This is a genomic window from Cysteiniphilum sp. GTC20157, from assembly GCF_055396795.1.
On record NZ_AP044698.1, the window covers coordinates 2,267,488 to 2,294,102 of the forward strand.

Annotated in this window: 25 protein-coding genes, 3 tRNA genes and 2 pseudogenes; 9 read left to right on the top strand and 21 right to left on the bottom strand. The window is 39.6% G+C overall.

What is annotated here, in order from left to right; genetic code table 11:
- Nucleotides 1–157 precede the first annotated feature (157 nt).
- The gene (locus ACZ5V8_RS10195) at nucleotides 158–1,132 is read left to right on the top strand and encodes a LysR family transcriptional regulator (RefSeq protein WP_464217693.1); all 975 of its coding nucleotides are present in this window, start codon (nucleotides 158–160) and stop codon (nucleotides 1,130–1,132) included.
- 128 nt (nucleotides 1,133–1,260) lie between these two features.
- On the opposite strand, the gene ACZ5V8_RS10200 is transcribed toward ACZ5V8_RS10195, so the two are convergent.
- The 4 genes from ACZ5V8_RS10200 to ACZ5V8_RS10215 all read right to left on the bottom strand — a co-directional run bounded on the left by ACZ5V8_RS10200 (nucleotide 1,261) and on the right by ACZ5V8_RS10215 (nucleotide 3,956).
- Complete coding sequence (locus ACZ5V8_RS10200; RefSeq protein ID WP_464217694.1) at nucleotides 1,261–1,935, bottom strand: pyrimidine 5'-nucleotidase; 675 nt, start codon at nucleotides 1,933–1,935, stop codon at nucleotides 1,261–1,263.
- Between the two features lie 137 nt (nucleotides 1,936–2,072).
- The gene (locus ACZ5V8_RS10205) at nucleotides 2,073–2,576 is read right to left on the bottom strand and encodes a GNAT family N-acetyltransferase (protein WP_440617176.1); all 504 of its coding nucleotides are present in this window, start codon (nucleotides 2,574–2,576) and stop codon (nucleotides 2,073–2,075) included.
- An 11-nt stretch (nucleotides 2,577–2,587) separates the two neighbouring features.
- A complete protein-coding gene (locus tag ACZ5V8_RS10210) occupies nucleotides 2,588–2,854 on the bottom strand; it encodes a type II toxin-antitoxin system TacA family antitoxin (RefSeq protein ID WP_464217695.1) in 267 nt (88 codons plus the stop codon).
- A 205-nt stretch (nucleotides 2,855–3,059) separates the two neighbouring features.
- The gene (locus ACZ5V8_RS10215; protein WP_464217696.1) at nucleotides 3,060–3,956 is read right to left on the bottom strand and encodes a ketopantoate reductase family protein; all 897 of its coding nucleotides are present in this window, start codon (nucleotides 3,954–3,956) and stop codon (nucleotides 3,060–3,062) included.
- 66 nt (nucleotides 3,957–4,022) lie between these two features.
- Between ACZ5V8_RS10215 and ACZ5V8_RS10220 the strand changes: the two genes are divergently transcribed.
- From ACZ5V8_RS10220 to ACZ5V8_RS10235, 4 genes are all read left to right on the top strand, one after another.
- A complete protein-coding gene (locus ACZ5V8_RS10220) occupies nucleotides 4,023–4,562 on the top strand; it encodes a gamma carbonic anhydrase family protein (RefSeq protein WP_464217697.1) in 540 nt (179 codons plus the stop codon).
- Nucleotides 4,563–4,567: 5 nt separating this feature from the next.
- On the top strand, nucleotides 4,568–5,272 hold the full coding sequence (gene lolB / locus ACZ5V8_RS10225; protein ID WP_464217698.1) for a lipoprotein insertase outer membrane protein LolB: 705 nt from the start codon (nucleotides 4,568–4,570) through the stop codon (nucleotides 5,270–5,272).
- Entirely contained in the window at nucleotides 5,254–6,090 is an 837-nt protein-coding gene (ispE, locus tag ACZ5V8_RS10230; protein ID WP_464217699.1) for a 4-(cytidine 5'-diphospho)-2-C-methyl-D-erythritol kinase, read from the top strand. Before lolB ends, ispE begins: the two co-directional genes overlap by 19 nt.
- 35 nt (nucleotides 6,091–6,125) lie before the next feature.
- Nucleotides 6,126–6,200, top strand: a tRNA-Gln gene (locus tag ACZ5V8_RS10235).
- Between the two features lie 339 nt (nucleotides 6,201–6,539).
- On the opposite strand, the gene murB is transcribed toward ACZ5V8_RS10235, so the two are convergent.
- From murB to ACZ5V8_RS10300, 13 genes and pseudogenes are all read right to left on the bottom strand, one after another.
- Entirely contained in the window at nucleotides 6,540–7,376 is an 837-nt protein-coding gene (murB, locus tag ACZ5V8_RS10240) for a UDP-N-acetylmuramate dehydrogenase (RefSeq protein ID WP_464217701.1), read from the bottom strand.
- A 2-nt stretch (nucleotides 7,377–7,378) separates the two neighbouring features.
- The gene (locus ACZ5V8_RS10245; protein ID WP_464217702.1) at nucleotides 7,379–8,662 is read right to left on the bottom strand and encodes a UDP-N-acetylglucosamine 1-carboxyvinyltransferase; all 1,284 of its coding nucleotides are present in this window, start codon (nucleotides 8,660–8,662) and stop codon (nucleotides 7,379–7,381) included.
- A 7-nt stretch (nucleotides 8,663–8,669) separates the two neighbouring features.
- The gene (gene der / locus ACZ5V8_RS10250; protein WP_440651734.1) at nucleotides 8,670–10,109 is read right to left on the bottom strand and encodes a ribosome biogenesis GTPase Der; all 1,440 of its coding nucleotides are present in this window, start codon (nucleotides 10,107–10,109) and stop codon (nucleotides 8,670–8,672) included.
- A gap of 82 nt (nucleotides 10,110–10,191) precedes the next feature.
- Nucleotides 10,192–10,629, bottom strand: a complete 438-nt coding sequence (rbfA, locus tag ACZ5V8_RS10255; RefSeq protein WP_440617160.1) for a 30S ribosome-binding factor RbfA — start codon at nucleotides 10,627–10,629, stop codon at nucleotides 10,192–10,194.
- Nucleotides 10,630–10,631: 2 nt separating this feature from the next.
- Nucleotides 10,632–12,443, bottom strand: a pseudogene (infB, locus tag ACZ5V8_RS10260) (translation initiation factor IF-2); the annotation flags it as partial.
- 666 nt (nucleotides 12,444–13,109) lie between these two features.
- Nucleotides 13,110–13,370, bottom strand: a pseudogene (locus tag ACZ5V8_RS10265) (translation initiation factor IF-2 N-terminal domain-containing protein); the annotation flags it as partial.
- A 10-nt stretch (nucleotides 13,371–13,380) separates the two neighbouring features.
- Complete coding sequence (gene nusA / locus ACZ5V8_RS10270; protein WP_440617157.1) at nucleotides 13,381–14,862, bottom strand: transcription termination factor NusA; 1,482 nt, start codon at nucleotides 14,860–14,862, stop codon at nucleotides 13,381–13,383.
- Nucleotides 14,863–14,892: 30 nt separating this feature from the next.
- The gene (gene rimP / locus ACZ5V8_RS10275; RefSeq protein WP_464217703.1) at nucleotides 14,893–15,357 is read right to left on the bottom strand and encodes a ribosome maturation factor RimP; all 465 of its coding nucleotides are present in this window, start codon (nucleotides 15,355–15,357) and stop codon (nucleotides 14,893–14,895) included.
- 106 nt (nucleotides 15,358–15,463) lie between these two features.
- Nucleotides 15,464–15,540 (bottom strand) — tRNA-Met (locus ACZ5V8_RS10280).
- Between the two features lie 123 nt (nucleotides 15,541–15,663).
- The gene (locus ACZ5V8_RS10285; protein WP_464217704.1) at nucleotides 15,664–15,915 is read right to left on the bottom strand and encodes a BrnA antitoxin family protein; all 252 of its coding nucleotides are present in this window, start codon (nucleotides 15,913–15,915) and stop codon (nucleotides 15,664–15,666) included.
- Nucleotides 15,869–16,147: a BrnT family toxin gene (locus ACZ5V8_RS10290; protein WP_464217705.1), complete on the bottom strand. Its 279-nt coding sequence runs from the start codon at nucleotides 16,145–16,147 to the stop codon at nucleotides 15,869–15,871. Before ACZ5V8_RS10290 ends, ACZ5V8_RS10285 begins: the two co-directional genes overlap by 47 nt.
- A 272-nt stretch (nucleotides 16,148–16,419) precedes the next feature.
- Nucleotides 16,420–16,497: transfer RNA gene (locus tag ACZ5V8_RS10295), tRNA-Val, on the bottom strand.
- A gap of 72 nt (nucleotides 16,498–16,569) precedes the next feature.
- Nucleotides 16,570–18,813: an NADP-dependent isocitrate dehydrogenase gene (locus ACZ5V8_RS10300; RefSeq protein WP_464217706.1), complete on the bottom strand. Its 2,244-nt coding sequence runs from the start codon at nucleotides 18,811–18,813 to the stop codon at nucleotides 16,570–16,572.
- Nucleotides 18,814–19,193: 380 nt separating this feature from the next.
- On the opposite strand from ACZ5V8_RS10300, the gene ACZ5V8_RS10305 reads away from it, so the two are divergent.
- Nucleotides 19,194–19,922: a DNA-binding protein gene (locus tag ACZ5V8_RS10305; protein ID WP_464217707.1), complete on the top strand. Its 729-nt coding sequence runs from the start codon at nucleotides 19,194–19,196 to the stop codon at nucleotides 19,920–19,922.
- 6 nt (nucleotides 19,923–19,928) lie between these two features.
- On the opposite strand, the gene ACZ5V8_RS10310 is transcribed toward ACZ5V8_RS10305, so the two are convergent.
- On the bottom strand, nucleotides 19,929–20,393 hold the full coding sequence (locus ACZ5V8_RS10310) for an RES family NAD+ phosphorylase (protein WP_464217708.1): 465 nt from the start codon (nucleotides 20,391–20,393) through the stop codon (nucleotides 19,929–19,931).
- On the bottom strand, nucleotides 20,393–20,818 hold the full coding sequence (gene parS, locus ACZ5V8_RS10315) for a type II RES/Xre toxin-antitoxin system antitoxin (RefSeq protein WP_440617148.1): 426 nt from the start codon (nucleotides 20,816–20,818) through the stop codon (nucleotides 20,393–20,395). Before parS ends, ACZ5V8_RS10310 begins: the two co-directional genes overlap by 1 nt.
- A gap of 133 nt (nucleotides 20,819–20,951) precedes the next feature.
- On the opposite strand from parS, the gene ACZ5V8_RS10320 reads away from it, so the two are divergent.
- From ACZ5V8_RS10320 to ACZ5V8_RS10330, 3 genes are all read left to right on the top strand, one after another.
- Nucleotides 20,952–22,535 carry a SulP family inorganic anion transporter gene (locus ACZ5V8_RS10320; protein ID WP_464217709.1) on the top strand — a complete coding sequence of 528 codons (1,584 nt, stop codon included), beginning with the start codon at nucleotides 20,952–20,954 and terminating at the stop codon, nucleotides 22,533–22,535.
- A gap of 85 nt (nucleotides 22,536–22,620) precedes the next feature.
- Nucleotides 22,621–23,325 carry a response regulator transcription factor gene (locus ACZ5V8_RS10325; RefSeq protein ID WP_464217710.1) on the top strand — a complete coding sequence of 235 codons (705 nt, stop codon included), beginning with the start codon at nucleotides 22,621–22,623 and terminating at the stop codon, nucleotides 23,323–23,325.
- A gap of 3 nt (nucleotides 23,326–23,328) precedes the next feature.
- Nucleotides 23,329–24,624 (top strand): sensor histidine kinase, encoded by a 1,296-nt coding sequence (locus ACZ5V8_RS10330; RefSeq protein WP_464217711.1) that lies wholly within the window; start codon nucleotides 23,329–23,331, stop codon nucleotides 24,622–24,624.
- Nucleotides 24,625–25,086: 462 nt separating this feature from the next.
- Here ACZ5V8_RS10330 and ACZ5V8_RS10335 read toward each other — a convergent pair whose 3' ends face one another.
- Both ACZ5V8_RS10335 and ACZ5V8_RS10340 read right to left on the bottom strand, forming a co-directional pair.
- Nucleotides 25,087–25,692: a DUF3261 domain-containing protein gene (locus ACZ5V8_RS10335; protein ID WP_464217712.1), complete on the bottom strand. Its 606-nt coding sequence runs from the start codon at nucleotides 25,690–25,692 to the stop codon at nucleotides 25,087–25,089.
- Complete coding sequence (locus tag ACZ5V8_RS10340) at nucleotides 25,692–26,606, bottom strand: LpxL/LpxP family acyltransferase (protein WP_464217713.1); 915 nt, start codon at nucleotides 26,604–26,606, stop codon at nucleotides 25,692–25,694. Before ACZ5V8_RS10340 ends, ACZ5V8_RS10335 begins: the two co-directional genes overlap by 1 nt.
- Nucleotides 26,607–26,615 lie beyond the last annotated feature (9 nt).

Consider the following 26,615-nt stretch of genomic DNA (forward strand, 5'->3'; position numbering starts at 1 on the left):
ATTGGGCGTACACCGTACGTCCCTAATGTAAAAGAAAAAGCCTTAGGCAGGATTGCCTAAGGCTTTTTTACATTTCTATTACACTTTGAGTCCTTATTGATTACATCTATTTTTTTACAATAGCTCCAGTTTGAAATACACTCAACCTGGAGAACTTATGACGCGCTGCTTTAATGATTTATATACATTCAATGTTGTGGTGCAAAAAACATCATTTCTAGAAGCTGCCAAGGCGCTATCAACAACGCATACCACTATTTTGCGACAAGTTACTAAACTTGAAGATAGCTTAAAAACTAAGCTTTTTCATCGCAGCAATAAAGGACTTGAATTAACTTATGCCGGACAAGAGCTGTATCAACGCACCAAAAAGCTTTATAGCGATCTATCTAATGTTGTTGATGATATTGCATTATCCAACACAATAACTGATGGCAAAAGTCACACCATAAAAGCGTTACTATCTGTTGGAATGAGTATGTTTTTTATCAACTATGTGTATCCAGAGCTATGTCAAAAATTTCCAAATTACACGCTTGAGATAGACACCTATACCCTTCCTGCGCTAGATAGCAATGCACACACCATCAAGATGATGTCACATCAATACGATATTATTTTAATGGAGTCATCTTATTATCATTTAATTCAAGAAGATTCATGGCAATTGGTGCAATCCTGCCATGATCACTTAGCTTTATTTGCCTCAGAGGAATATATCGCCAAACATGGCATGCCACAAACCTTGGAAGATTTAGCCAATCATAATTGTATTTACCCTAATCTTTGGGATAAAAATATTTGGACATTTTACGATAAATACAAAAATGCGTACAAAGTCTCGGTTAAAGGAAAATTGACTGTCGATATTTTGTCACTTATCCCGCAAATGATTATTGCCAACCATGGCATTGGCTTGTGCCCCAAGAGATCCTTTAACTTACCACATTTACAAAATGCAAAAGTAATGCCAGTACTACCACAATACCATTCTGTACAATATGAATACAGTATATTGCAAAACATTCAAAGCAGCCACTCGGCCATTGCGCGTGCTATTGCCTCAAAAATAAAAGAAGTTGCAACACGCTTAACCATTGATGCCACACATCAAGTTTATAGTCAGCACTAAAATCCACAGCGCCTTGCTGCGACATATCGATATTTATGCTCATTTTCCGGATAGCATTCTTGCCTCGATAGTAGTTATCGTAAGGTTTTACTTTGTTTAAATAAACCTCAACCTGCATACACACCTACCTAAATACGTTTTTCTAAAAACTTTCCTTTTAAAAAGGATGGTACATCTTCGACAAAATAATCTATCTCAGGATGTGCTATAAAGCGTGCATGCGCTGTATCATCAGCGTTAACAAGCACCGTTGCCATCCCCATCTGCTTGGCTGGGATTAAGTTGTGTGATGAGTCTTCAAAAAAAACAGCTTGCTTAGGATCTATATTTAATACATCGAAACAGTACTGATATGCCTTTGGATTGGGTTTTGGCACCAACCCTGTGCATTCTAATGTGACAACATCTTCAATTACTGCATCAAGAGATAATTTCGACATCACACGATTGGCGTGATAAAGCGAACCATTAGTGAAAATAGATAAATGTTTACCTTTTGATTTCAAGTCATTTAACATGCCTAAAAGTTCACCATCCAAGCGCAAACGCTCCAATGGCACATTATCAATCACTGCCAGAAATTCATAGGGATCGATTGCATGGTGATGCATTAGACCATGCATTGTTGTGCCAAAGCTGTGATAATATTCTTCACGCAAAAAATCTGCTTCTTTGCGCGTTACTTTTAACTTCTCAATAATAAAGTCAGACATATTGCGCAATTGCAAATCAAAAAATGCCGAGCTTGCTGAATAAAGTGTGTTATCTAAGTCAAAAACAAAGTGTTTAAAATCTAAATGCATAAGATGTTGTAGCTATTTCCTATGGTGTCAGCTTATACCAGTTGCCAAGCATTTGACAGTGTTTCTTTGCTTAAGAACTTATCGATAATTGATAATCAAAGTAAACTAGAGAAATCATCTATACTGAACACAACAGGCTATCCAAACATCCCTTTAATCGTATCCATTGTGATAAATAGTTGATTATCCCTCAGCGTTAAAAAACCATAGCGTTTATAAAATCGCTCCGCTGTATGATCTTTTGCACCAACAACCACTGCAATGGATCCTATAACCGCGCTATTGTCATAAGCACGAGCTAAAGCATCAACCAAAAGCAGCTCACCATAGCCTTTTCCTTTTGCCTCACTTTGAACTGCTAATCGACCTAATAATGTTGCCGGCAAGTATGGATATTTTGGCAGCTTCTTCGCCATTTCATCATTGATACTGGACAATTGATCCAGATGAATAATGGTTGATGAAAGCGTATAAAACCCTATTAAAGAAGAATTATCTTGCAAAATATACGTTGCACAAACGTGTCTTTTCATATCTTGTTTAGCTTGCTTGAGTATGTAGTTGTTTAATGCCACATAACCACAGTCAAATTTAATGCCAGACATTTTTTGTTTTGTTAACAACTCAATCTTTAATGCCATTAATCACCCTGCTAGGAAACAGTTTTCTTATATGTTTGATACGCTTTTTTCAGTGCATCATTAGTCTCAGGTGGATTTTCTAATGCAGCAAGAAAGTTTTTTTGTTGTGATAGCGTTAGTTTAATTAAGTTTTGTTCGGTCGTAACCTTCTTAGCAAAGCTCATCATGGCTCGCACACCAAATTCAGTTAAAGACACACCCATTAATTGAGCTGCTCTCTCAAAAATAGCTTTGCTATCATCTGTCACTTTAAACTCTATTCGCGCTGATTTACTCACAACATCACCTCATCCGTAAATTATACGGATATTATAGTTTTCAAAAAGCAATTAGTCAATTATTATGATCAACACCTAATTTTTCGATCTCCAAAAACACTAAGCAATGAATCAATAATAAGTTACGTCAGCTAACACCTCTCCACTTGTGGGAAAGGTCGTGCAGCTTAAGCTGCGCGGGTGAGGAATGTAATTGAAGTTCAATTTATTTTTGCATTATTACCAACTGCTCATATAAACCCTCAAGCGCTGGCATTTCTAGATTCTTCAAGCGTGCCATTTCAAGCACATTTTCATAAATGCTGCCAAGCTCCATCGGTTTATTTTCATTGTAGTCATACCACATACTAAAATAAGCTCCTTTATATTCAGGCTTAGCCAAAGCGATAATTAAGTTATCAACCGCTTCAACATTAAGTTCAACGTCATAAGCATGAGCTACCGTAATAACTTCAAGCGCAATCTCGCGAATCATCTGAGTAATCTGAGGGTTACGTGCCAGTGTATTCATATCTGCTTGAAACACAACCGATGCACCATTGCATGGTGCGCTCACAAGTAATTTATGAAAGCGTAAATCCAATACACTCTCTTTCTTACTCACTTCAACAAAAGCCTTACTCAACGGACAATCAATACTTACATTATCTCTTGGCTGCAAATAAGCATAATCAATATTACATAATTGATTGTGCCATGTAACTTCATTTCCCTCTTTACTGACTTTAATATGACTTATTGCACCAATAATTGTATTACTTTCATTTATATACTTGACCAGTTTTTCTTCTTCACCAATCCCATTTTGCAATAATATAATGACTTTATTGTATAAATGCCCTAATCGCTTAAATATCGACTCATTTGCCGTTGATTTTGTGCAAATAAAAATAACATCACCATCAATATCCTCAACACAATCAACAATATCACTAAAGCTTGCAGCAAGCTTCATACCACCAGTGATCGTAAGGTCAATTGCTTGTTGATTTTCTGGCTTTTGCTTTAAAACCAACTGCACTGCAATACTTGAGTTTTGTAAGCGCACAGCAATAAATCCACCAATAGCACCAACACCAATAATACTTACCTTCATAATCATCCTTTTTATCCTAGCTTGGCTTGTGATATATTGCCTTTTATTCAATTAAAACAAAAGAGTATTACCATGCCCATTCGTTCATTTAATGGCAAAACACCCAAGATTGCCCGTGATGTATTTATTGACCCCATGGCAACAGTAACTGGAGATGTGAGTATTGGTAGCATGAGCTCGGTGTGGCCAAATGTTAGCATTCGTGGTGATTTACTTAATATTACCATTGGTAGCAAAACCAACATCCAAGACAATTCGATTTTGCACACGACACAATTTCTTGATAGCCTAGGCACTGGCTATGATACACGCATAGGTGACGAGGTAACCATTGGTCATAGCGCCGTTATCCATGGCTGCCATATTGGCAATCGCGTCTTAATTGGCATGGGGGCCATTATTTTAGATGGCGCCATTATTGAGGATGATGTCATTGTAGGCGCCGGCTCACTGGTGCCACCAGGTAAACGCCTTGAATCAGGTTTTTTGTATATTGGCTCCCCTGCTGCTCAAGCTCGCCCATTAAAGGATAGTGAAAAGGTTTATATTAAAGCCAATGCTCAAAATTATGCTGAAATCATGCAAATACATAAAAAAGAGCTTGGGGTCTAAAGCTAATGTTCAAAAAACATACCCCCCCTGCTATTGCTTTATATTCCTTGACTACTGTTTTTATTTTACTAATAACAGGTTGTACTACTATCAGCACACCTAAAACACCGCTTACTCCCATCGTCCCAAATCAAGAAAATATAGCATACAAACAAAGTTTTCAACCGAATCAAAATACTGAACTCAAGCTAGCCCAAGCTTGGCAAAGCTATCAGCAAAGCTTACAGAAACTAACCCAATGGCAAGCATCTGGTGTGATTGGGATTATCATCAATCACAAAGGAGAATCGGCTAACTTTATCTGGAAACAAAACGAACATGACTTTTGGATTCAAATTTATGGACCATTAGGCATAGGTGCAACCACTTTTTCTGGCAATAGTAACGAAGTTAAGTTAAAGCGTAGCAATGGCGAGGTTATCAAGTCTCAGAGCCTTCAACAACTTATGCAGTCACAACTTGGCTGGAGTTTACCGATTGAAGGCTTGTATTATTGGGCGCGAGGCTTATATATGCCGCAAGTACCTTACAGCAAAACACTCAATAATTTTGGCTTGGTGCAAAATTTAAAACAGCAAGGCTGGCAAATCCAATATAAAGACTACATGCTCTATGACAATCAATATCCGCTTGCTGAGAAAATCATATTTCGCTATGGTGACGATTTAAAAATTACACTTGTGATTAAATCATGGCTTTTAAACTCATAACTTACACTTCTTATGCCAAGATCAATCTTTTTCTACACATTACGGCTAAACGTGATGATGGCTATCACAACCTACAAACTTGGTTTCAATTTGTTGATTTAAAAGACTTCCTACACTTTTCATTAAGAGAAGATGGGCATATTAAACTATCAGCCAATGTGAGCATCGGCAAAGATCAAGATAATCTAATCTACAAAGCTGCACTTGCATTAAAACCCTTTGCCAAAGCTAATACAGGTATTAATATTCATCTTGATAAAAACATCCCCATGGGCGCAGGACTAGGGGGTGGTAGCAGCAATGCAGCAACAACACTTATTGCACTCAATAAACTATGGCAATGCCAGCTTTCTGATGATCAACTACATAAGATTGGACTGAGTCTTGGGGCTGATGTACCGATATTCTTATTCCAGAAAGCTGCGTGGGCAGAAGGCATTGGCGATATATTAACACCTAAGCCTTATATCGAACAATATGCCTTAATTATTAAACCTCAATTTCATGCTAGTACTGCCGTTTTATTTAATCACCCTAAGCTCAATAAATCTAAAGTAATCTTAGATAATGCAAAAACCATAAATCCACTACTGCACGAAAATGGGTTTTTTGAAGTCATCAATACCCTTTACCCTGAAGTGATTAATGAACTGCAAAATTTACCTCAAGCCAATGACCTAAGACTCACTGGTACAGGTGCTTGTTTTTACCTCCTGAGCACGGATTACCATCAGCTTTTACAAAATCAGAAAAAGTTAGAAAAAGATGTTGACAGTTGGATAGTGAAAACATTAAACTTTGCACCTGTCGAGCAATGACAACCCCTTAACTAAGCGGTTTTCACGATCAATATTGGGCTGTCGCCAAGCGGTAAGGCAACGGGTTTTGATCCCGTCATGCGCAGGTTCGAATCCTGCCAGCCCAGCCATAGAACATCATGTTTTTTCAAGATAAAATAAATAAGTTTAAGATATATCCATTTTTTATTGAAGCATTATCAGTATACCTCTGGCCTATTAAAATACTACTGTATTAATCAAAGGAAATACCGATTTCATAGATGAGCAAATTGAGGCTTATACCGCTCGTAAATCATTTTGCGGTGTTAGATGTCGAAGAAGTTTTTGATGTTTTTGGGTGATGGAACTGCAGGCAATAGCTGGGACTATTGGCAAAATTGCATCACCCAAAAGGGCGCAAAATTCAATGACAAAAATGCTGTAAAATGGTTTATGGGCGGTATAAGTATGAATTATTGCACAGCATGTTAAACCAATATCTGTTCTAATTCTAACTGCACTTGATAATGCATTAATACTTCTTGCTTGATATGCTCAACTAGTTGAAGTATCTGCTCTCCAGTGGCATTACCGGTATTGATAATCACACCACCGTGCTTTGGTGATATCTGCGCACCACCAATTTGAAATCCTTTAAGACCTATTTTTTCAACCATTTCACCAACGGTAATATGGTAATTAGGGCGCTTAAACACGCTTCCCGCACTTGGCTCACAGGGTAGCTTTGCTTGACGCTGTGAAAGAATATTATCCATTTTACCTTTAATCGCTATTTGCGGCTTTGGCGATAGATCAAAACACACCCCAAGAATAATCACAGTTCTTGTTTTAAACATCGAATAGCGATAACCATAATCGATATCCGCTTTATCAATCCGCTTTAGTGTAAAGCTCTGCATATCCAAAATATCAACATAACGTACATGATCATAAATTTCATCGCCATAAGCGCCCGTATTCATAATCATCGCCCCACCAATACTTGCCGGCACATCAAAAAATGTCTCAACACCACTTAAACCATGATCATAAGCATATAAGGATAGCTCTTTTAACAACACGCCAGCTTCAGCATAAACACCGTCGCTCACGTGCGAGATCTTTTTAAACTGATCCTTAATCACAACAAAAGCCACATCGTCATACACGCTTTGCGTCAAAATAATATTACTGCCATTACCCAGGATAACCACTTTTGTGTGTCGCTTGTAGATTTCAATGATTTCATCTATCGATTGCGGGAAATACACATGCTTGGCAAAGCTTTCGATATGATAAGTATTGTAAGTCTTTAACGAAAACATAATCACTCTTCTTTATCAATACTGATGTGCATAAAGTGGGTAAGGTTCTCAAGCAAATTCTCATAGCCACGAAAAATTTGCTCTGCTGAAGTAATAGTACACACCTGATCGGATAACGATGCTCCCATCAACACTGCCATTCCAGCTCTGAGATCATAGCTTTTCATACTTGTGGCATGCAAAGGCTCAACAATATCACCAAACACTTTGATCTTATTACCTTGGTAATCTATCGGGAAGTTAAGCTTTTTAAGCTCATCAACATACTTGATGCGCTCGGGGTAAACGGTATCAGTAATCTCAGATACACCATCGGCTTTAGCACACATCACCGCAAAAATGGGTTGTAGATCTGTTGGAAACTGAGGATAAGGCATTGCTGTAATGTTCACCGGTGTTAATACGCTTTTTTTACCATAAAAACAAATACGGCTATGCTCTGCATCAAACTGCCATTTCGCTCCCATTTGCTTTAAAACATTCAGAGGTTTTGCAATATACTCTTTGGTATCAACCCCTTCAACACACACATTTAAACCATGCAAATAGGCCAAAGCCGCATAGGTCATTGTCTGAATACGATCATACATTACACGGAAATTCACACCAGAGAGCTTCTCGACACCGTCGATCTGCATCATGCGTGCACTGTGGTCGATTTTGATCTTAGCACCCGCATAATTTAAAAAACTTGCAACCTCTATCACCTCGGGCTCTAGTGCAATATTCTTAAGCTTCACTTGCGCAGTTCCTGTTGTAGCATATAGCATCAAGTTGATACTTGCTCCCACCGATGGATAACGCAATGTGTGCTCAATCGATTTATCTGCATGATGCTCAATCACAATATGATATTCATCATGCGTGACCTTTGCCCCCAAAGCTTCAAAACCTAATAGGTGAATATCAAAAGGTCTTTGCTCGCTAAATGAGCAGCCTCCAGGGTAGCCTATTTTCAACACACTGACTTTTTTAGCTAAAGCGCCAAGCAGCATCAGTGATGTTCGTGTGCGTCGCGTGTAATTACTAGAAAGCTCTATTTTATTGACTTTTTGCGGAGAAGTGACAGTTACCACACCTTCTTGACTATCAACTTTTCCTCCAATTGCCTGCAAGATATCACACACGGCATGGTAATCACGCAGGCTTGAAGGCACATTATCAAACGTTGTTGCTTCTTCAGTTAGCAAACTAGCAAAAAGCAAGTGCAACAAGGCATTCTTAGCGCCTGATAATTTAATATTAACATCCTGAAGATGGTGACGTTTACTGACTTTTAACTGCATAAAATAACTAATCTTTGTGTTGCTTTAACGCCCGTTTTTTCTGCATTTTCTCCTTTTGGGTTTGCTTATCCCTATAACGTTGCAATGGTGTTGATTTTTTTTGTTTCGTCGGTTCATAAGGATTTTCAGATTGCTTAAACTCAAAACTAATTGGCGTGCCTACCAAGTTAAAAGCCTCACGGAAAAATTTCTCTAAATAGCGCTTATATGACGCAGGCAAATTATTTACCTGATTACCATGAATCACGATAATTGGCGGATTGTGCCCGCCCATATGTGCATACTTTAGCTTAATCCTTGATTTACCTGACATCGGTGGCACATGATCTTGTGTTGCCATTTTTAAGACTTGTGTTAATTCTGGTGTCGCTATCCTTTTGGTGGCACTTTTATAAGCATGTTTCAATGATGCAAACAGATGTCCAACATTGGTGCCGTGTAATGCCGAGATAAAATGAATATCAACATAGTCTTTTAAAAACACCAAACGACGATTGATCTCTTCTTTAAGGTTTTCTCTATCTGAGGCGCTCATGCCATCCCATTTATTGACCGCAATAACCATCGCCCGTCCAGCATTCAAGGCAAAGCCCATCAAGTGCATATCTTGATCGGTTAATCCTTCTTTGGCATCAATCAACACAATCACCACATTAGCATCTTTGATCGCTTGCAAAGTTTTAACCACCGAGAATTTCTCAAGTGTTTCGCGCACCTTACCTTTACGGCGAATACCTGCTGTATCGATAATTGTATAATCTTCATCATTGCGCGAGAAAGGAATATACACACTATCAATCGTGGTGCCAGGCATATCATAAACAACCACTCGATCTTCACCTAACATACGATTGGTTAGTGTTGATTTACCAACATTCGGACGACCTATTAAAGCAAAGCGAATACCGCGCTTGTTGGCTTCACCTTCAGCATGTTCGGAGTCTTTAATTGCTTTATCACACAAAGGTAATAAAGTATCTGATAATAAGTTACTCACACCACGCCGATGACTCGCTGCAATTGCAAATAATGCTTCAAAACCCAGTGAGTAAAAATCAGCTGCGGCAACCTCTTCCTGCATCCCATCGGTTTTGTTAATCACTAGCACTGAAGGCTTACCACGTGTACGCAGAAGCTCAGCAATGTACAGATCTCCCGCAGTTAACCCAGCTTGCGCATCAACAACGAAGTAAACAAGATCTGCCTCTTCAATGGCAAGCACAGATTGATCAGCCATTGATCCATCAACACCGGCGTCATTATCAGATAAGCCACCCGTATCAATGACGATAAAAGGTTGCTCCTCAAATTCCGCTTGACCATACTGGCGATCACGCGTCACCCCTGGCATATCATAAACCAACGCATCACGCGTGCGTGTTAAAGCATTAAAAAGTGTCGATTTACCGACATTGGGACGACCAACTATAGCAATGACAGGAATCATAATTCTAGAACTTAAGTACTCTTGATATTTCTGCTTGGCACTATAGCTTATTTAGGTCTAAAGAACAAATGCTGATACGCGATCAACGCAACCTTTCGCGTGGTTCGTCATGATCACCATCCTTATGATCATTATTCTCATTTTCACTCTGTTCCTGCTGGATAAATTTTTCGTCCTCTTGACGAGCTTTCTCGATTAACGAATTCATTTTATTACCATAAGCTAATGATTCATCATAGAAAAAGCGTAAAGCCGGCGCGACACGTAAACGCAGCTCTTTGGCAAGCGCTGTACGGAAAAAGCCCTTGGCTGAATCTAATGCTTTTACCACTTGTGACGGATGCGTTTCCGTGCTTAATGATGAGAAAAACACCTTAGCATAAGATAAATCTTTAGATACCTCGACACCGGTGATAGAAACCCATTGCAAACGCGGATCACGGACTTTGGTTGCTAGCAATGCGACGATGATCTTTTGAATCTCATCACCAACACGCTCAACGCGTGAATTACTTGCCATAATTATATCTCTCTCTTGATTTCAACCGTTTCAAAGACTTCGATTTGGTCACCAACTTTAACATCATTATAGTTCTTAACACCAATACCGCATTCTATGCCTTTTTTGACTTCAACGGCATCATCTTTGAAGCGTTTTAACGATTCTAAAGAACCTTCGTAAATTACCACTTGATCACGCAATACACGAATCGGGTTGTGTCGTTTAATCACGCCATCAATAACCATACAACCGGCAATCGAACCAAACTTCGATGATCTAAAGACATCACGCACTTCAGCAACACCGATGATTTGTTCTCTCAGTTCAGGCGATAGCATTCCCGACATCGCTTGCTTCACATCATCGATTAGATCATAAATAATGCTGTAATAACGTAGTTCAATACCGTCAGTCTCGGCTTGCTTTCTAGCCGTTGCATCCGCACGAACGTTAAAGCCAAAAAGCACCGCTTGAGAAGCAACTGCCAGTGACACATCTGAAATGGTAATTCCACCAATGCCTGATGCAATAACCTCGACTTTAATCTCATCATTACTAAGCTTAACCAATGATTCGCGAATCGCTTCAACTGAACCTTGAACGTCCGCTTTAACGATCACGTTCAAGGTTTGACGTTCACCTGTGGACTCACCCATACGATCAAATAAGCTTGATAACTTACTGGCTTGCTGCTGCTTCAAACGCTCATCTTTTTTCTTTTGCGATCTGAACTCAGCTACTTCACGTGCTGTTTTCTCATCTTTAACAGCAACCATCTCATCTCCGGCATTAGGCACACCTGAAAGACCTAGTATCTCAACAGGCGTTGACGGACCTGCCGTGTTAATTTTTTGCCCAAGGTCACTCATCATCACACGAATACGTCCGTATTCGGTACCACATAATACAATATCACCTTGATTTAGTTCACCACTTTGCACCAACACAGATGCAACAGCTCCACGACCTTTATCTAAGCGTGATTCAATGACAACACCTTTTGCTAAGCCTTTATCAACCGCTTGAAGCTCTAATACTTCAGCTTGTAGTAATACAGCATCTAGTAGCGCATCAATACCTAAACCTGATTTAGCTGAAACATGAGCGAACATGACATCGCCACCCCACTCCTCAGAGATGACATCAAGCTGTGAAAGCTCAGTTTTAACACGATCCGGTTCTGCTTCAGGTTTATCCATTTTATTCACTGCAACAACAATCGGCACTCCAGCAGCACGCGCATGCTGAATTGCTTCTTTTGTCTGAGGCATCACACCATCATCAGCAGCAACCACAAGAATAACAATATCAGTACTTCCAGCACCACGGGCTCGCATTGCAGTAAAGGCTTCATGCCCAGGGGTATCCAAGAATGTAATCTGACCTTTTTGTGTTATTACGGAATAAGCACCAATATGCTGTGTAATACCACCAGCTTCACCTACAGCAACACGCGTTTTACGAATATAATCCAAAAGAGACGTCTTACCATGGTCAACGTGTCCCATAATGGTTACGACTGGTGCACGTGGTCTCATCTCTTGACTTGAAGAATCAACAACTACCGTCTCTTCTAATGTCTCATCACGATGCAATGTGTATTCATGACCTAACTCTTCAACGATCAAAATTGCTGTTTCTTGATCTAGTGGCTGATTAATCGTTGCCATCACACCCATTTTAAATAGCACCTTTATAAGCTCAGCAGCTTTTACTGCCATTTTTTGTGCTAGCTCATTGACCGTGATACCTTCAAAAATCACGACTTGTTTCATGGCTTTTTCAACCGGCTTGGTGAATTGCTGTGTTTTGACTTTGTTTAACTGCAATTTCTTAGACTTAGAATTTTTACGCGAAAAACCATAACCGTCGTCGTCATCATACAGCCCACGTGAGCCTTTCTTAGCTGAGGTTGATTTTGACTTTTTTGCACCTTTGCGTGAGTCATTGTCTTCATTTTCATTTGATCTACGCTTTGTTTTATCAAGCGTTTTCTTGTGCGTAGCTTTTGCCTCATTAACTGAATTATTGTCTACTACTTTATCTTCAACAACCTCCGGTCTTGATGTGATTTTAAAACCATTATTTTTTGGCTTTTCAGCGGATTTTTCAGTAATCATAAAACCACTATCGGATGCTTGATCTACTGCATTATCAGTGGTTGACTGCTTCTCAGCTTTTGCTGGCTTCTCTAATTTTTTAGGTTTGGGAATAGACTTACCAGTTTGCGCTTTAACTTCTTTTGCTTCTGGCGGCACACCATCAATAGCCACCTCTTCTGCTTTAGGATCTGCTTGAGGTTGCTCAGACGCTATCACTTCTTCTGCCATATTACCGTTTGCTATAATAGTGTCTTGTGTCACCTCTGATTCAATCGCTGACTCATTATGAACACCATCATTAACCTGTTCAACATCAACTGATTCATGCTGTTTGGCAACAAGTGTTTCATCCTCAATCTGCTCCTCAGTAACATCAACTGCTGGTGCAACAAGCGTTTTCTTTTTACGCACTTCAATATTAACCTTGCGATTACCGGCAACTTTCAACTGTTTTGTTGTCTTTCTCTGCAAAGTTACTGATGATTTCTTCTCCGTTGAACCACCTTGGATAAAGCTAAGAAGCTGGTTTTTTTCGGCATCAGTTACTAAATCATTGATGCTTTTCTTATGCACACCTGATTGTTCAAACTTCTCAAGTAGTACACTTTCATTAATTTTTATTAGTTTGGCTAGTTGCGCCACTGTCATCTCTGCCATCACATTTCTCCTACTTCTCGTTATCCTCTTCAAACCAAGGTGCACGCGCAGTCATAATCAAAGCTGCCGCCTCATCTTCAGAGATCGAAATAATTTCGCGTAAATCATCAACGGCTAACTCAGCTAAGTCTTCCATTGTAATCACATCTTGTTGCGCTAATGCATCTGCCCACTCAGCCGTCATACCTTCCATATTCAACAAGTCTTCCGCTGGCTTGTTCGCAGCTAAGGCTTGTGAAATAAGCGCCGTCTTGGCTCGCTCTTGCAATTCCTCACAAATTTCGTTATCAAAACCTTCAATCTCAAGCATTTCCTCACGCGCCACGTAAGCAACTTCTTCAAGACTCGAAAAACCTTCCTCGATCAATACTTCAGCAATATCTTGATCGATATCCAAAGCTTCCATAAACAGCTGAATGTTTTTCTCTTCTTCTTCTTGCTGCGCTTTTTCAGCAACAGAGCTTGAGATAACATTGATATGCCAGCCGGTTAAAGCAGTCGCCAAACGCACGTTTTGACCACTTTTACCTATCGCTTGTGATAATTGATCTTCTTGCACAGCAACCTGCATTGCTTGCCTGTCTTCATCTTGGACAATAGAAGTCACTTCAGCTGGAGCTAGCGCATTCATTACAAACTGTGCTGGGTTATCATCCCACAATACGATATCAACACGCTCACCTTGTAACTCATTAGTGATCGCTTGAATTCGTGAACCTCGCATTCCAACGCATGCCCCAACAGGATCAATACGCTTGTCATTTGATTTTACAGCCACTTTAGCACGTGAACCTGGATCACGCGCAATGCTGACGATATCCATTAACTCCTCAGCCACTTCAGGTACTTCAAGAATCAATAAGGCATGTAACATTTTCTTATTAGCGCGTGACAAAATAATTTGCGGACCCTTACCATCATCGTCAATACGCAAAACGCACGCACGCAGTTTATCATTTAAACGATAATTCTCTTTAGGTAACAGCTCTTTTCTAGGCAGGACACCTTCAGCATTTTCACCCAGATCAATAATTAAAAAATCACGCGTGGTACGCTTAACTTCACCATAAACAATCTTGCCAACTTTATCACGAAACTTTGCCACCATTAAGCGGCGTTCTTCATCACGGACTTTTTGCATAATGATTTGCTTAGCAGTCATCGCCGCAATGCGTCCAAACTCAACCGAGTCAACAGGCTCCATCAGCACATCACCAACGACTACGTTATGCCCTTTCTCTTGAGCAACATCAACATATAGCTCTGCTGCATAATTCTCAATCTCATGATCTTCATCAACGATTTGCCATTGACGATATGTCTCATAGTCACCGGTTTTACGATCAATCTTAACGATAATTTCAGCATCCTCTTCAAAACGCTTTTTAGTTGCCATCGCCAAGGCTTCTTCCATGGCTGAAAAAAGTAAATCTCTTGAGACTTCCTTCTCATTAGCAACGGTTTCAATAACCAGTAGTAACTCTTTACTCATAACTTTCACCTATATCCACATTATTAAAGGTTAAAACTTTGGCACAACGCGCATTTTATCAACATTGTGAAAATCAAAGCGAATTTCTTCGTTTTCTTCTGTTTTAACTAGCACCTCATCATTAGCTACTGAGATAATCACACCTTTAAAGCGGCGGCGATTGTTCTCCGTTGCTTGACGCAACTGTACTTTAACTTCAAACCCCTCCAGTGCCTTTGCCTGCAATGCATTAAACACGCGACGATTCACCCCTGGAGAAGAGACTTCCAACGAATAAGCACCACTGATTGGGTCTTCAACGTCTAAAATTGCACCCACAGCACGACTGACTTCTTGACAGTCATCAATTGAAATACCTTCTTCATGATCGATAAAAATACGCAAGGTCATACTGCCAGTATCTGCAGAATATGCATCCATTTCAATCCCCCATAAAATAAATCCAAGGCTCTCTACTTCTGGCGCAATAAGCGCTTTTAACTGATCAACCAACATTCCAACACACTCCTTGGGATATAAAAAAAGGACTACTATGAGTCCTTTTTATCTACAAAACAAAAAGGCCCATAAGGGCCCGAAATTTTTCAAAATCTTTTTAGGTTGGTAGCGGGGGCTGGATTCGAACCAACGACCTTCGGGTTATGAGCCCGACGAGCTACCAGGCTGCTCCACCCCGCGTCAACTGTGAGACATATTAGCAATTTTTTTTTAAATTGCAAGACTTAAGTTTGAAATTTTCTTAATCACTGAGATAACATTGAAAATGTTCAGCGATATTGGCAACCGTCGAGGATGATTTGCTTAATGACAGCGCTTGTACTCTCTAAGGACAGAGTTAATTTTTGTTTGGTAGCCTTTACCCATTGATTTAAAATAATCAATAACATCGCTATCTAGACGAATTGTTACAGATTTTTTCTTATGGGCTAAAGGCTCAAATTGAGCCCAATCAGCATCACCCATATCAACGCTGTCAGAATAATCAATCTCGCTATCTTTCATCTGCTTAATAGCGCTTAATTGCTGATTGATATTTGGTTTTTTCTCTTTCATTTGCTTTCCTCATTGATATGATTCTAATATTACCACTTCGCTTCGTGTATACAATATTAAACAAAGAGCCATCATACATTGAATAAGCTATATACCTCGTTTCGCCGTAGTCAACTCTGTTATCAATTGCAACAAGCATCGAGTCATTAAAAAGATATTCAGCAAGCTCAAATGACACTTTGTGCTTTTCCAAATTTAATAGACTTTTTGCTTCATCCCATTCAAATTTCATATTTATCGCAACTGATATCACCTAAATAAAGCGTACATACAAAAGTAATTACTGTCAATATGTGTTAATGATTCTGGGATAGAAATAGAGAATGACTTGTTTAATAGCCCAACCACACCACATAACTTTGTGTAAAGAAAAAATGATAATTACACAAACCATTCGATTGAACTAGAATATGATTGATATTTTTGCGACCTTGTGAAAATAACTACTGCTTTTACTTTGATTTTCAAACAGATTGAAACCCTTGCAGTAAAAAGCTTTTAAGATGGTGGTCGCTACTGGACTCGAACCAGTGACCCCTACCATGTCAAGGTAGTACTCTAACCAGACTGAGCTAAGCGACCAATGAGCGGAGATTATAATTCGTTTATAGAAAATCACAAGTCCATTTCGTGATTTTCTGCCAACTTTAACAATTAAGCGCTAACAGGCTCTTTTGCTAGGGTATTAATAACCTGATTAAGTGTGACACTTGGACGCATTATTTTTTCAATTTTTTGCACATTCGGATGATAATAACCACCAATATCGACGGCAACACCTTGAGCGTCATTAAGTTCAGCGACAATTTTAGCTTCATTATCTTTAAGCACTTGTGCTACTGGCTTAAATACATGAGCTAATTGCGCATCTTGCGTCTGCTTAGCTAAACTTTCCGCCCAGTACATTGCCAAATAAAAATGACTACCACGATTATCAAGCTCACCTACTTTGCGTGATGGTGATTTATTATTATCTAAGAACTTAGCATTTGCCTGATCTAATGCATCGGCTAATACGCGTACTTTGCTATCATTTGTTTTATTGGCTAAATCATCTAAAGACGCGGCTAATGCTAAAAACTCGCCTAATGAATCCCAACGCAAATGATTCTCGGCGACTAGTTGCTGTACGTGCTTAGGGGCTGAACCACCTGCTCCTGTTTCATACAATCCACCACCGGCTAGTAGTGGCACGATCGATAGCATCTTAGCACTTGTGCCTAGTTCCAATATCGGGAATAAATCCGTTAAATAATCACGCAATACATTACCTGTTGCTGAGATCACATCTTTACCGGCTTTGATCGCTTTAAGTGAAAAGCGCGTTGCCTCAACCGGTGACATAATATGTATTTCAAGACCACTGGTGTCATGAGTTTTAAGATAGGTTTTTACCTTAGTAATCAAATTCGCATCATGCGCGCGCTTGTCATCTAACCAGAACACAACAGGTGTATTGGTAATACGCGCACGTGACACAGCTAACTTCACCCAATCTTCAATCGCAACATCTTTGGTTTGACACATACGCCAGATATCACCCTTTTCGACATCATGTGATAACAGTGTATTGCCATCAGCGTCAATAACACTGATTTTACCGTCAGCCGTGATTTCAAACGTCTTATCATGTGAGCCATATTCTTCTGCTTTTTTTGCCATTAAGCCGACATTAGCCACACTACCCATCGTCGTTGGATCAAACGCCCCATGTGCTTTACAAAAATCAATTGTTTCTTGGTAAACACCAGCATATGAGCGATCAGGAATCATCGCCTTTGTATCCTGTAACTGACCATCACGCCCCCACATCTTGCCAGAAGAGCGGATCATCGCGGGCATAGATGCATCAACAATAACATCATTTGGCACGTGCAAGTTGGTAATTCCTTTATCAGAATCAACCATCGCAAGTTCAACGCGCGTCTTATAAACATTTTCAAGGTCTTGTTTAATTGCCGCTTGCTCAGCCTCTGACAAGCTCTTAATCTTGGCGTAGACATCACCAATACCATTATTGGGATTAACACCAAGCTTGGCAAAAACATCTGCATATTTGTTAAAGACATCCTGATAATAAATACTCACTGCATGTCCAAAAATAATTGGATCAGACACTTTCATCATTGTTGCTTTCATATGTAGTGATAGCAACACCTCATCTTTTTGCGCTAGATCAATTTGCTCAGCAAAGAATGCTCTTAGGGCTTTAACCGACATTTTAGAGGCATCAATAACTTCACCCTTTAATAATGGAAATTCTGACTTAAGTGTCTCACTCAAGCCCGCCTTATCGGTAAATACTATTTTCACCGTGGTATCATCAGCGATAACCGTTGATACTTCACTACCATAAAAGTCATCACCTGACATGTGGGCCACATGTGATTTAGAGCCTTTATCCCATGCGCCCATTGAGTGCGGATGTTTTTTTGCATACTCTTTAACTGCTTTAGCTACACGGCGATCTGAATTCCCTTCACGCAACACTGGGTTAACAGCACTACCAAGCACCTTCGCGTAACGCGCTTTGATCTCTTTTTCTTCAGCCGTTTTCGCATCTACTGGATAATCAGGAATCGGATATCCTTGTGATTGCAACTCAGCAATTGCCGCTTGCAATTGTGGGATTGATGCGCTGATATTTGGCAGCTTGATGATATTGGCATTTGGTGTTTTAGCTAGCTCACCTAAAATAGCTAACTCATCTTCGTGACGTTGCTCCTTGGTTAATGACTCCGGAAAATGAGCAAGTATTCTTGCTGCAAGTGAGATATCTTTTGTTTCAACGTCTATACCACAAGGCTTAGTAAATGCTTCGATTATTGGCAATAATGAGTAAGTTGCCAACATTGGCGCTTCATCTGTATGGGTATAAATTAGCTTTGTTGAGCTCATGCTTATGTCCTCTTATCTATTGAATATATATACCGCTCATAAACCATTTCACAATATTTCTGCCATTGAATTTTCCGCCCTTTTGACCGACTGAATTTTGGCAATAGTCCTAGCTATTACCTGCAACCCAATCTCCCAAAAGCATCAAAAATTTCTTCGGCACTGAACACCGCAAAATGATCTACAAGCGGCATCAATCAGTGATTGCTACATTAAATTCGCGCCTTATCATAACAAAATATATGCTTGACGCCTATCTTATGTTTGACGCAATTGAATATCTTGCTATAATCGCCATGGATTGTAGATATAAACTTATAGATATAAAATCTCTTTAAACTTTCGTTAAATCAATTGCTCGATTAAGGATATAACAAACCATGGCTCGTCCAGGCATTTCTTACGAAGATATACTCGAAGCGATTACTAAGCTAGAAGCACAAGGCGTTACTCCTAGCATAAATAATGTTCGTGATACAGTTGGTCGCGGCAGTCCAACGACTATCAGCAAGTTTTTAAAACAGTGGCGTGAAGAACGTGCAACTGATCAAACAGCCGCACAACCAACAACGACTAATAAAAACACAGAAGATACTATGCAACCTGCTACAGAACACACCGCTACTGCAAAAATAAAAGCAGCAAAAACTTATGAAAAAAATCCTCAAGCAAGAGTGGCAGTTAGCGACAAATCGTCAACAGCAACTAGCACAATGAAAGCACAAGACCCAATGATTCAAGCACTTCTTACGAGTTCTCAGGCATTAAGTAGTGATATTCTTAGCAGCATGTCTGATGAGTGGAGCATGATTTTAAACGAAAGCAATCCTGAGCTTAAAGTACGCAAGCTATATGCCGCTTTAGTCAAAGAGCAGACACGTCGCGAATCAGCCGAGCAAGTTGCTAAAGAAGCGCGTATTTATGCAGAAACACTAAAAGAGCAAACAACACAACGCATTTCAGACTTGCGTGATGCTTTAGAAGGTCAAATTGCTTTTTTAAATGGTCAAATTCGTCAACTGAAGCGTGAATCCGAGCAAACACTTGAGTACTATCGCAAACAGCTTGAAAAATCAAATAACGCACTAGCTGAGAAAAAGCGTTCATAAACTAACTTACGATCTTAATAAGCGTTTATCAAATCTAAAATCCGTTACCTTAGTTTCTTTAACCTTGGCAAAGTCTTGATGCAAGGGATTGATAAGATAATTATATTCATCAAACGGCGTAATAATTGACGGAATCTTCAGCACACAACTTGTTTTTTGTCTAAGCCAGTTATCACCAAGAGCGCGTAGATCATATACATGCATGCCGCGAATGTCGTTATTATCTAAACCAATGTCTGCTGCTGTTAATAAAGATGTCTCAGCAATATCAGCTGAGATAATCACCTGATCAATCGGCGCATTGGCTGGATCATAATGCACTAACGACTCTAAAATAGCCAAGGATTGTGACTCAGCCATATAGATAATCTGCTGACCACGGCTATGCCAACGACCTGAAGCAAAGAGCCCACCTAAACCATTCAAAGGCGGATCTGCTAATTGCTTCTGCGTAATACGCCAAGCAATCATCAACTATATATCCCATAGGAAATACGATAGAGCAAATTATCAATAATCTGACAACCCAAAGAGTTTTTGAGAAGCTCAAGCGGCGTTCTTTCGCCTAACGCAAGGTTTTTTGTTGCAAGCCAATTATTAACCTTCTCCTTAGTGCCAAACACTTCAAGCGCATGTGCATATACTTTTGCAATCAATATCAAACGATCAGATTCTTTTGCATCAAGCATACCCATTTCTTTTCTACGTAAATAGGTTTTACGATTAATCGGAATAAGTGATGACACGATTTCTTCTGTTAAACCACTTGATTTGGCAAATCGCAAAATAGCTGCAGACTTAATACCTTGATTAATCTCTTCATATAAATCAGACTCTACGTGTATATGTTTATTTTTAAAATTAGCGCGACCCAATAAATTATCTACTAGCTGCATAATTCAACTCCAAAATGGAAACTTGTCCAAAATTTTAGGACAATTTACCGAAAAAATCCAATCAAATATTCAAGGACATTGAGTATATATCGTAGTAGAATGCGACTTTTATAAAAATCAACTTCTTATACTTATGTTATTACAACGCGTTAATCGCTTTTTAATGCCCAATCAAGATGGCAAACACATGACCGACTTTTTATCCGGTGTCACTGTCGCTCTAGCGCTTATTCCTGAAGCTGTGGCCTTTGCCTTAGTGGCGGGGGTCAACCCCACCGTTGGCTTATATGCAGCCTTTATTATGTGCTTTATGACGGCTGTCTTTGGCGGCAGACCCGGCATGATATCAGGCGCTACCGGTTCAATGGCAGTGGTTATGGTTTCAATTATGCTGCTGTTTCCAAATGACCCGATTACAGGCATGAATTACTTATTTGCTACGATCATTCTCACGGGAATCATCCAAATCGTTATTGGACTATTGGGATTTGGTAAATTTATTCGCATGCTACCTAAGTCGGTCATGGTTGGCTTTGTTAATGGTCTTGCTATTGTGATTTTCTTATCGCAATTACAGCAGTTCAAATACACGCCAACTGGATTAGATCATAAAGTTTGGTTACAAGGCATTGATTTATATGTCATGATTGGACTTGTCATACTCGCTATGCTCATTACACATTTCTTACCCAAATTCACCAAAGCAATCCCTTCCGCATTAACGGCTATTGTTGTTGTCACCGTGATTGCCTTATTTATCCCACTACCAGGTAACCATATCTTAAATGTTGGTGATATGATTGGCACCGGTAAAGATATTGTGAGCCACGCCTTTAGCATTCCACATATTCCATTTACTTGGCATGCACTGACGATTATTGTGCCTTATGCATTGATTTTGGCTATTATTGGACTGTCTGAATCTTTAATGACATTAACCTTGATTGATGAAATCACTAAAACACGAGGTCGCGGCAACAAAGAGTGTATTGCCCAAGGCGCGGGCAATATCATCTCTGGCTTTTTCAAATCCATGGGCGGGTGCGCGATGATCGGTCAAAGCATGATCAACATCAGCTCTGGCGGACGCGGCCGCCTATCTGGCATCACTGCAGCTGTATTTTTATTATTCTTTATCGTTATTGCCATGCCACTGATTAAAATTATTCCACTCGCTGCCCTTGTCGGGGTGATGTTTATGGTCGTGATTGAAACCTTTGAGTGGGCAAGCTTCAAATTCATTCGCAAGATTCCTTTGCACGATGCATTTATAATTATCGTCGTAACCGTTGTTACTGTAATGACCGATCTTGCGATTGCTGTTATTGTTGGCGTGATCTTAGCATCACTGGTCTTTGCGTGGCAAACTGCAAAAAACATCTATGCTGAAGCCAAAATCAATACTGATGGCAGTAAAGAGTATATTCTGCATGGTCCTTTATTTTTCAGCTCAAGCACGCGCTTTAAAAGTCTGTTTGCGCCAGCGGATGATCCTGATGAGGTAATTATCGATTTCAAATACTCACGTGTCAGTGATCACTCAGCAATTGACGCCATTGCTTACGTTGCCGAATGTTATAGCAACCTTGGCAAAAATTTACATTTAAGACACTTAAGTTTGGAGTGTAAGGCGCTATTAGGCAAAGCTGGGAATCTTGTTGAAGTCAATGTGCTTGAAGATCCTGATTATCACGTTGCCACCGATAAACTCAGTTAGTTTCAGCTAATCGTTATTCATCGTCATATTCTTTATTTTATTCTGATATAATTAGTAACAATTATTGCGTTAAACTACCGAGCCCATGCAAGCTACCGAAAAAAAACGTATTGTCATTGTCGACGATGACCTGATTATTCGCCAAGAATTAAAATACATTCTTGAGCGTCAACAATACGACGTAGAACACGCTGCCAATCCACCTGAAGCTGACGAAATACTCAAGTATTTTGCTGCTGATTTGATGATTCTTGATTTAAATATGCCTGGATTTGAAAATGGCAAATACTATTGTCGCAGAATCTGCGAATCGCTTAATATTCCGATCATTATCATTACCGCTTCTGATGATGAGATTGATGAGATTCTATCTTATGAACTTGGTGCTTTGCACTTTATGCATAAACCGTTTCATACCCGATTATTGATTGCCAAGATTCGTAACATCCTCTCGATTGCCTATAAACCTAAGACGCATACTGAGAAAAGTATCTGGCGCATTGACAGTAAGACATTCACACTCTCTCGCCTCGATACTGAGGAAAGTATTAGTATTAATAAAAATGAATATCTCTTATTAAGTTATCTCAATGACAATCATAGTGAAGCAAAATCTCAACATGATATAGCACAAGTGATTTATAACCGCCCAATTGCTGCCGATGATCGAATTATCTCAACCTTAATTTCTCGCTTGCGCCAAAAGCTTGAAAGCATTGCCAGTGATGATCTGATCGTTTCCATTCGTGGGATCGGTTATAGTTTAAAAAGCAACATCACGATCGATTAACAAATGATGAAACTTAAAAGAAACTCACCAACTTTAAAGTCTAGATTACGCTTTAATTTACTTTTATTCATTGCTTTTATTATCAACATCGTACTAATCAGTTATTTCTACACCAACACGTATATTGATCACAATGCAGATCAGCGCATTGAAGCAATTAATTTAATAAATTTAATTACTGAAATTGATCACTTAAAACTATCCACTAAAGAAGAGAGATATCTAAAAAGCATTATTCCACGCTTTAGCAATAATCGTGTTATGGTTACCATTGCAGATAAACCACAAATCAGCTCTGAGTATATCTATAGCCATGATTTACAAATTAGCTCACAACAAGTGCGTCATGCATTAAACAATATTCGTTTCTGGCGTAATAATATTATCTCGATCTACTCAAATGAACTTAAAGAGTGGATTGTTATCTATTTACCAGCCATTAATTTTCCATGGTTTGCCACTGCATTTGTATTACTACAATTACTGGTAATGCTTTATTTACTTATTTATCTGATTAATGGGCGTAAGCTCCTTTTAGCAATGAATAGGCTGTTTGAACTTGAACAAAAACATCAACTGAACTTACCTGCCATTCGTGGTAATTTTTTCACACAATCAAGCTTACATCTCTTGCATAAATCCGCACAATATATCGATAGCTTAATTGCTAAGATCCAGACATTAAATGAAGTCAAAATGAAAACCATGGCGACTTTAGCGCATGATATCAGAACGCCGCTAACACGCATTGATCTTATGTTATATCAAATCGAGGATGCCGGATTAAGAGAGCGAATTTTTGAGCAGATCGATGATATCGATCTTATCTTAAAAAATACGATTGATTATGCAAAACAAAAGCATTTGTTACACCCCAAAAGCACGATTGATTTATGCCAGATTGTCACTCAAATCGTTCAAGATTATCAATCACACAATCCTGAGCGCATTCAAATTTCTGCCATTTATGATCGTTACCTTATCCATGGCTCACAAGTAGAGATTGAGCGAGCTCTTACAAATATCATTAATAATGCACTAAAGTATGGCACCAAGGTGCGTGTGCGACTCACGCAATATAAAGATACTCTCACTATTGAAATTACCGATGATGGACCAGGCGTGCCATCTGCGCAATTAGCCGATATTTTTCTGCCCTTTCAACAAGGTGACAGTTCCTCCTCTAAAGGCAACGGTCTTGGACTGTCTATCGCTAAAGATATTATTGAAAGCCATGGTGGACGCATCGAAGCTAAAAACAACCAACCTTCTGGATTATCAATTACAATTACTATTTAGCATTGCCTAAATTCAAGTCATAAGTGCATAAGTTGCGTCAGCTAGCACCTCTTCTCTTGTGGGAGAGGTCGTGCAGCTTAAGCTGCGCGGGTGAGGGGTGTAATGGAAGCTCAATTTGTTTTTGCATTATTATTTTAATCATAATATGTTGGCTGAGCGCCAGTCGGAGTCATATGCACCCTTCGACTCACGCTCAGGGAACGAGTGGGACATTGCTTTAATCATAATACGTTGACTGAGTGTCAGTCGAAGTCATATGCTCCCTTCGACTCACGCACAGGGAGCGGGTGGAGTATTGCTTTAATCATAATACGTTGGCTGAGCGTCAGTCGAAGTCATATGCTCCCTTCGACTTCGCTCAGGGGACGAGGGATATTGCTTTAATCATAATACGTTGGCTGAGCGTCAGTCGAAGCCACGCACCCCCTTCGACTTCGCTCAGGGAACGGGTGGGTATATCATTTAACTGTCTTTTAACGTTTTAATCGCTATTTGATAGTGATAAACAAAGTTCTCAAGCTTTACATCTGCATATAAATCTTGCTGATTTTGATAGTTAATCTGCATAACTAACTGACCATTCAAATAAAACTGCCGCTGATTCTTGTGTGATTGCATCTTAATATCGGTCGTTTGTAGCATACTGTTAATTACCTTTGTTGGCGCATAGGTGAAAATAAAGTCAACTAAACTTTGCTTAACGCCCATATCAGCATGCGGCATTGGCAAGCTGCTACTATCAATAGAAGTCCCATCATAAACGAGTGAGAAGATCGAACCACCCCAACCCGCAGCGGCAACAATGACAATCTTTTGTTTTGATGCTTCCACTTCAACCTGTGCAACATACGATTCTTTTTTGCCCTTTATGCTATATTGTGAGCTTAAAATTTGGGTCACATCAAAGTCCAGAGCAAGCTCAGTAGGCGTTGGCAATCTTAGACTTTGAGTTTTAAAAACCTCAACCTCTGGCGTGTTTACTGCACGAGTTTGTAATAATGCACATGAAGATAACAACATAGCAAAGAATACCATGATGGCAAGATTATTAATGTAGTGCAACTTCATCAATATACTGCCTCTTCGCCTTGTGGGCGCGACTTATAGCGTCGATGCTGCCACAAATATTGATCAGGAAAGTCAATAATCGCTTTCTCTAAAATATGGTGATACCTCAACGCATCCTGATAATCATCTCCTGATGGAAAATGCTCAAGTGCTGGTAATACATAGATATCATAACCCGACAAGTCCGCCTTACGCGCATAATAGCACGGCACAACTTGCGCGCTTGTTTTCTCTGCCAACCATGAAGTTGCCACTAACGTCGCGCACTCTTTGCCAAAAAATGGCACAAAGATACTACGCTCTGCACCGAAATCCTGATCTGGTGCGTACCAAACCGAACCACCTTTTTTAAGTGACTTGACAATGGATACGACATTTTTACGTTGCAAACATTGTGTTACATAGTTCTCACGTGAAGCAGTCATCACCTGTTCAAATAGCGGATTTTTATGTTTTTGATAAACCAAATAAAAGGGATTGTAATGCTCACCAATAAAACGCCCAATGACTTCCATGCAAGTGAAATGCGCCCCCAACATTAATGCGCCTTGTGATGAATTTCGATGCGCATCTTCAAAGTGCTGCATGCCATGTGTATCAAACTTGATTTTATTAAAGCGCTTTTTTGGCATAAACCAGGCAATCGCGGTTTCAACACCTGAGATAGCAATGGATTCAAAGCATTTTTTGCATAACTGCTCTAGTTCTTGTTCACTTTTATACGGAAAAGCAATCTTAAGATTCGTTAAGGCAATCTGTTTACGTCGTTTTAAAAAAGGATAACTCATGCGCCCAAGTATTACGCCTATTTTCATCTGCCAGCGAAAGGGCAGATAGACAAACGCACGCAAAAAAAGAAAGGCAAGCTGCAATCCCCAGTATTTCGGGGTATAAAAACGTGATTTTTCTGTCATTGATTACCT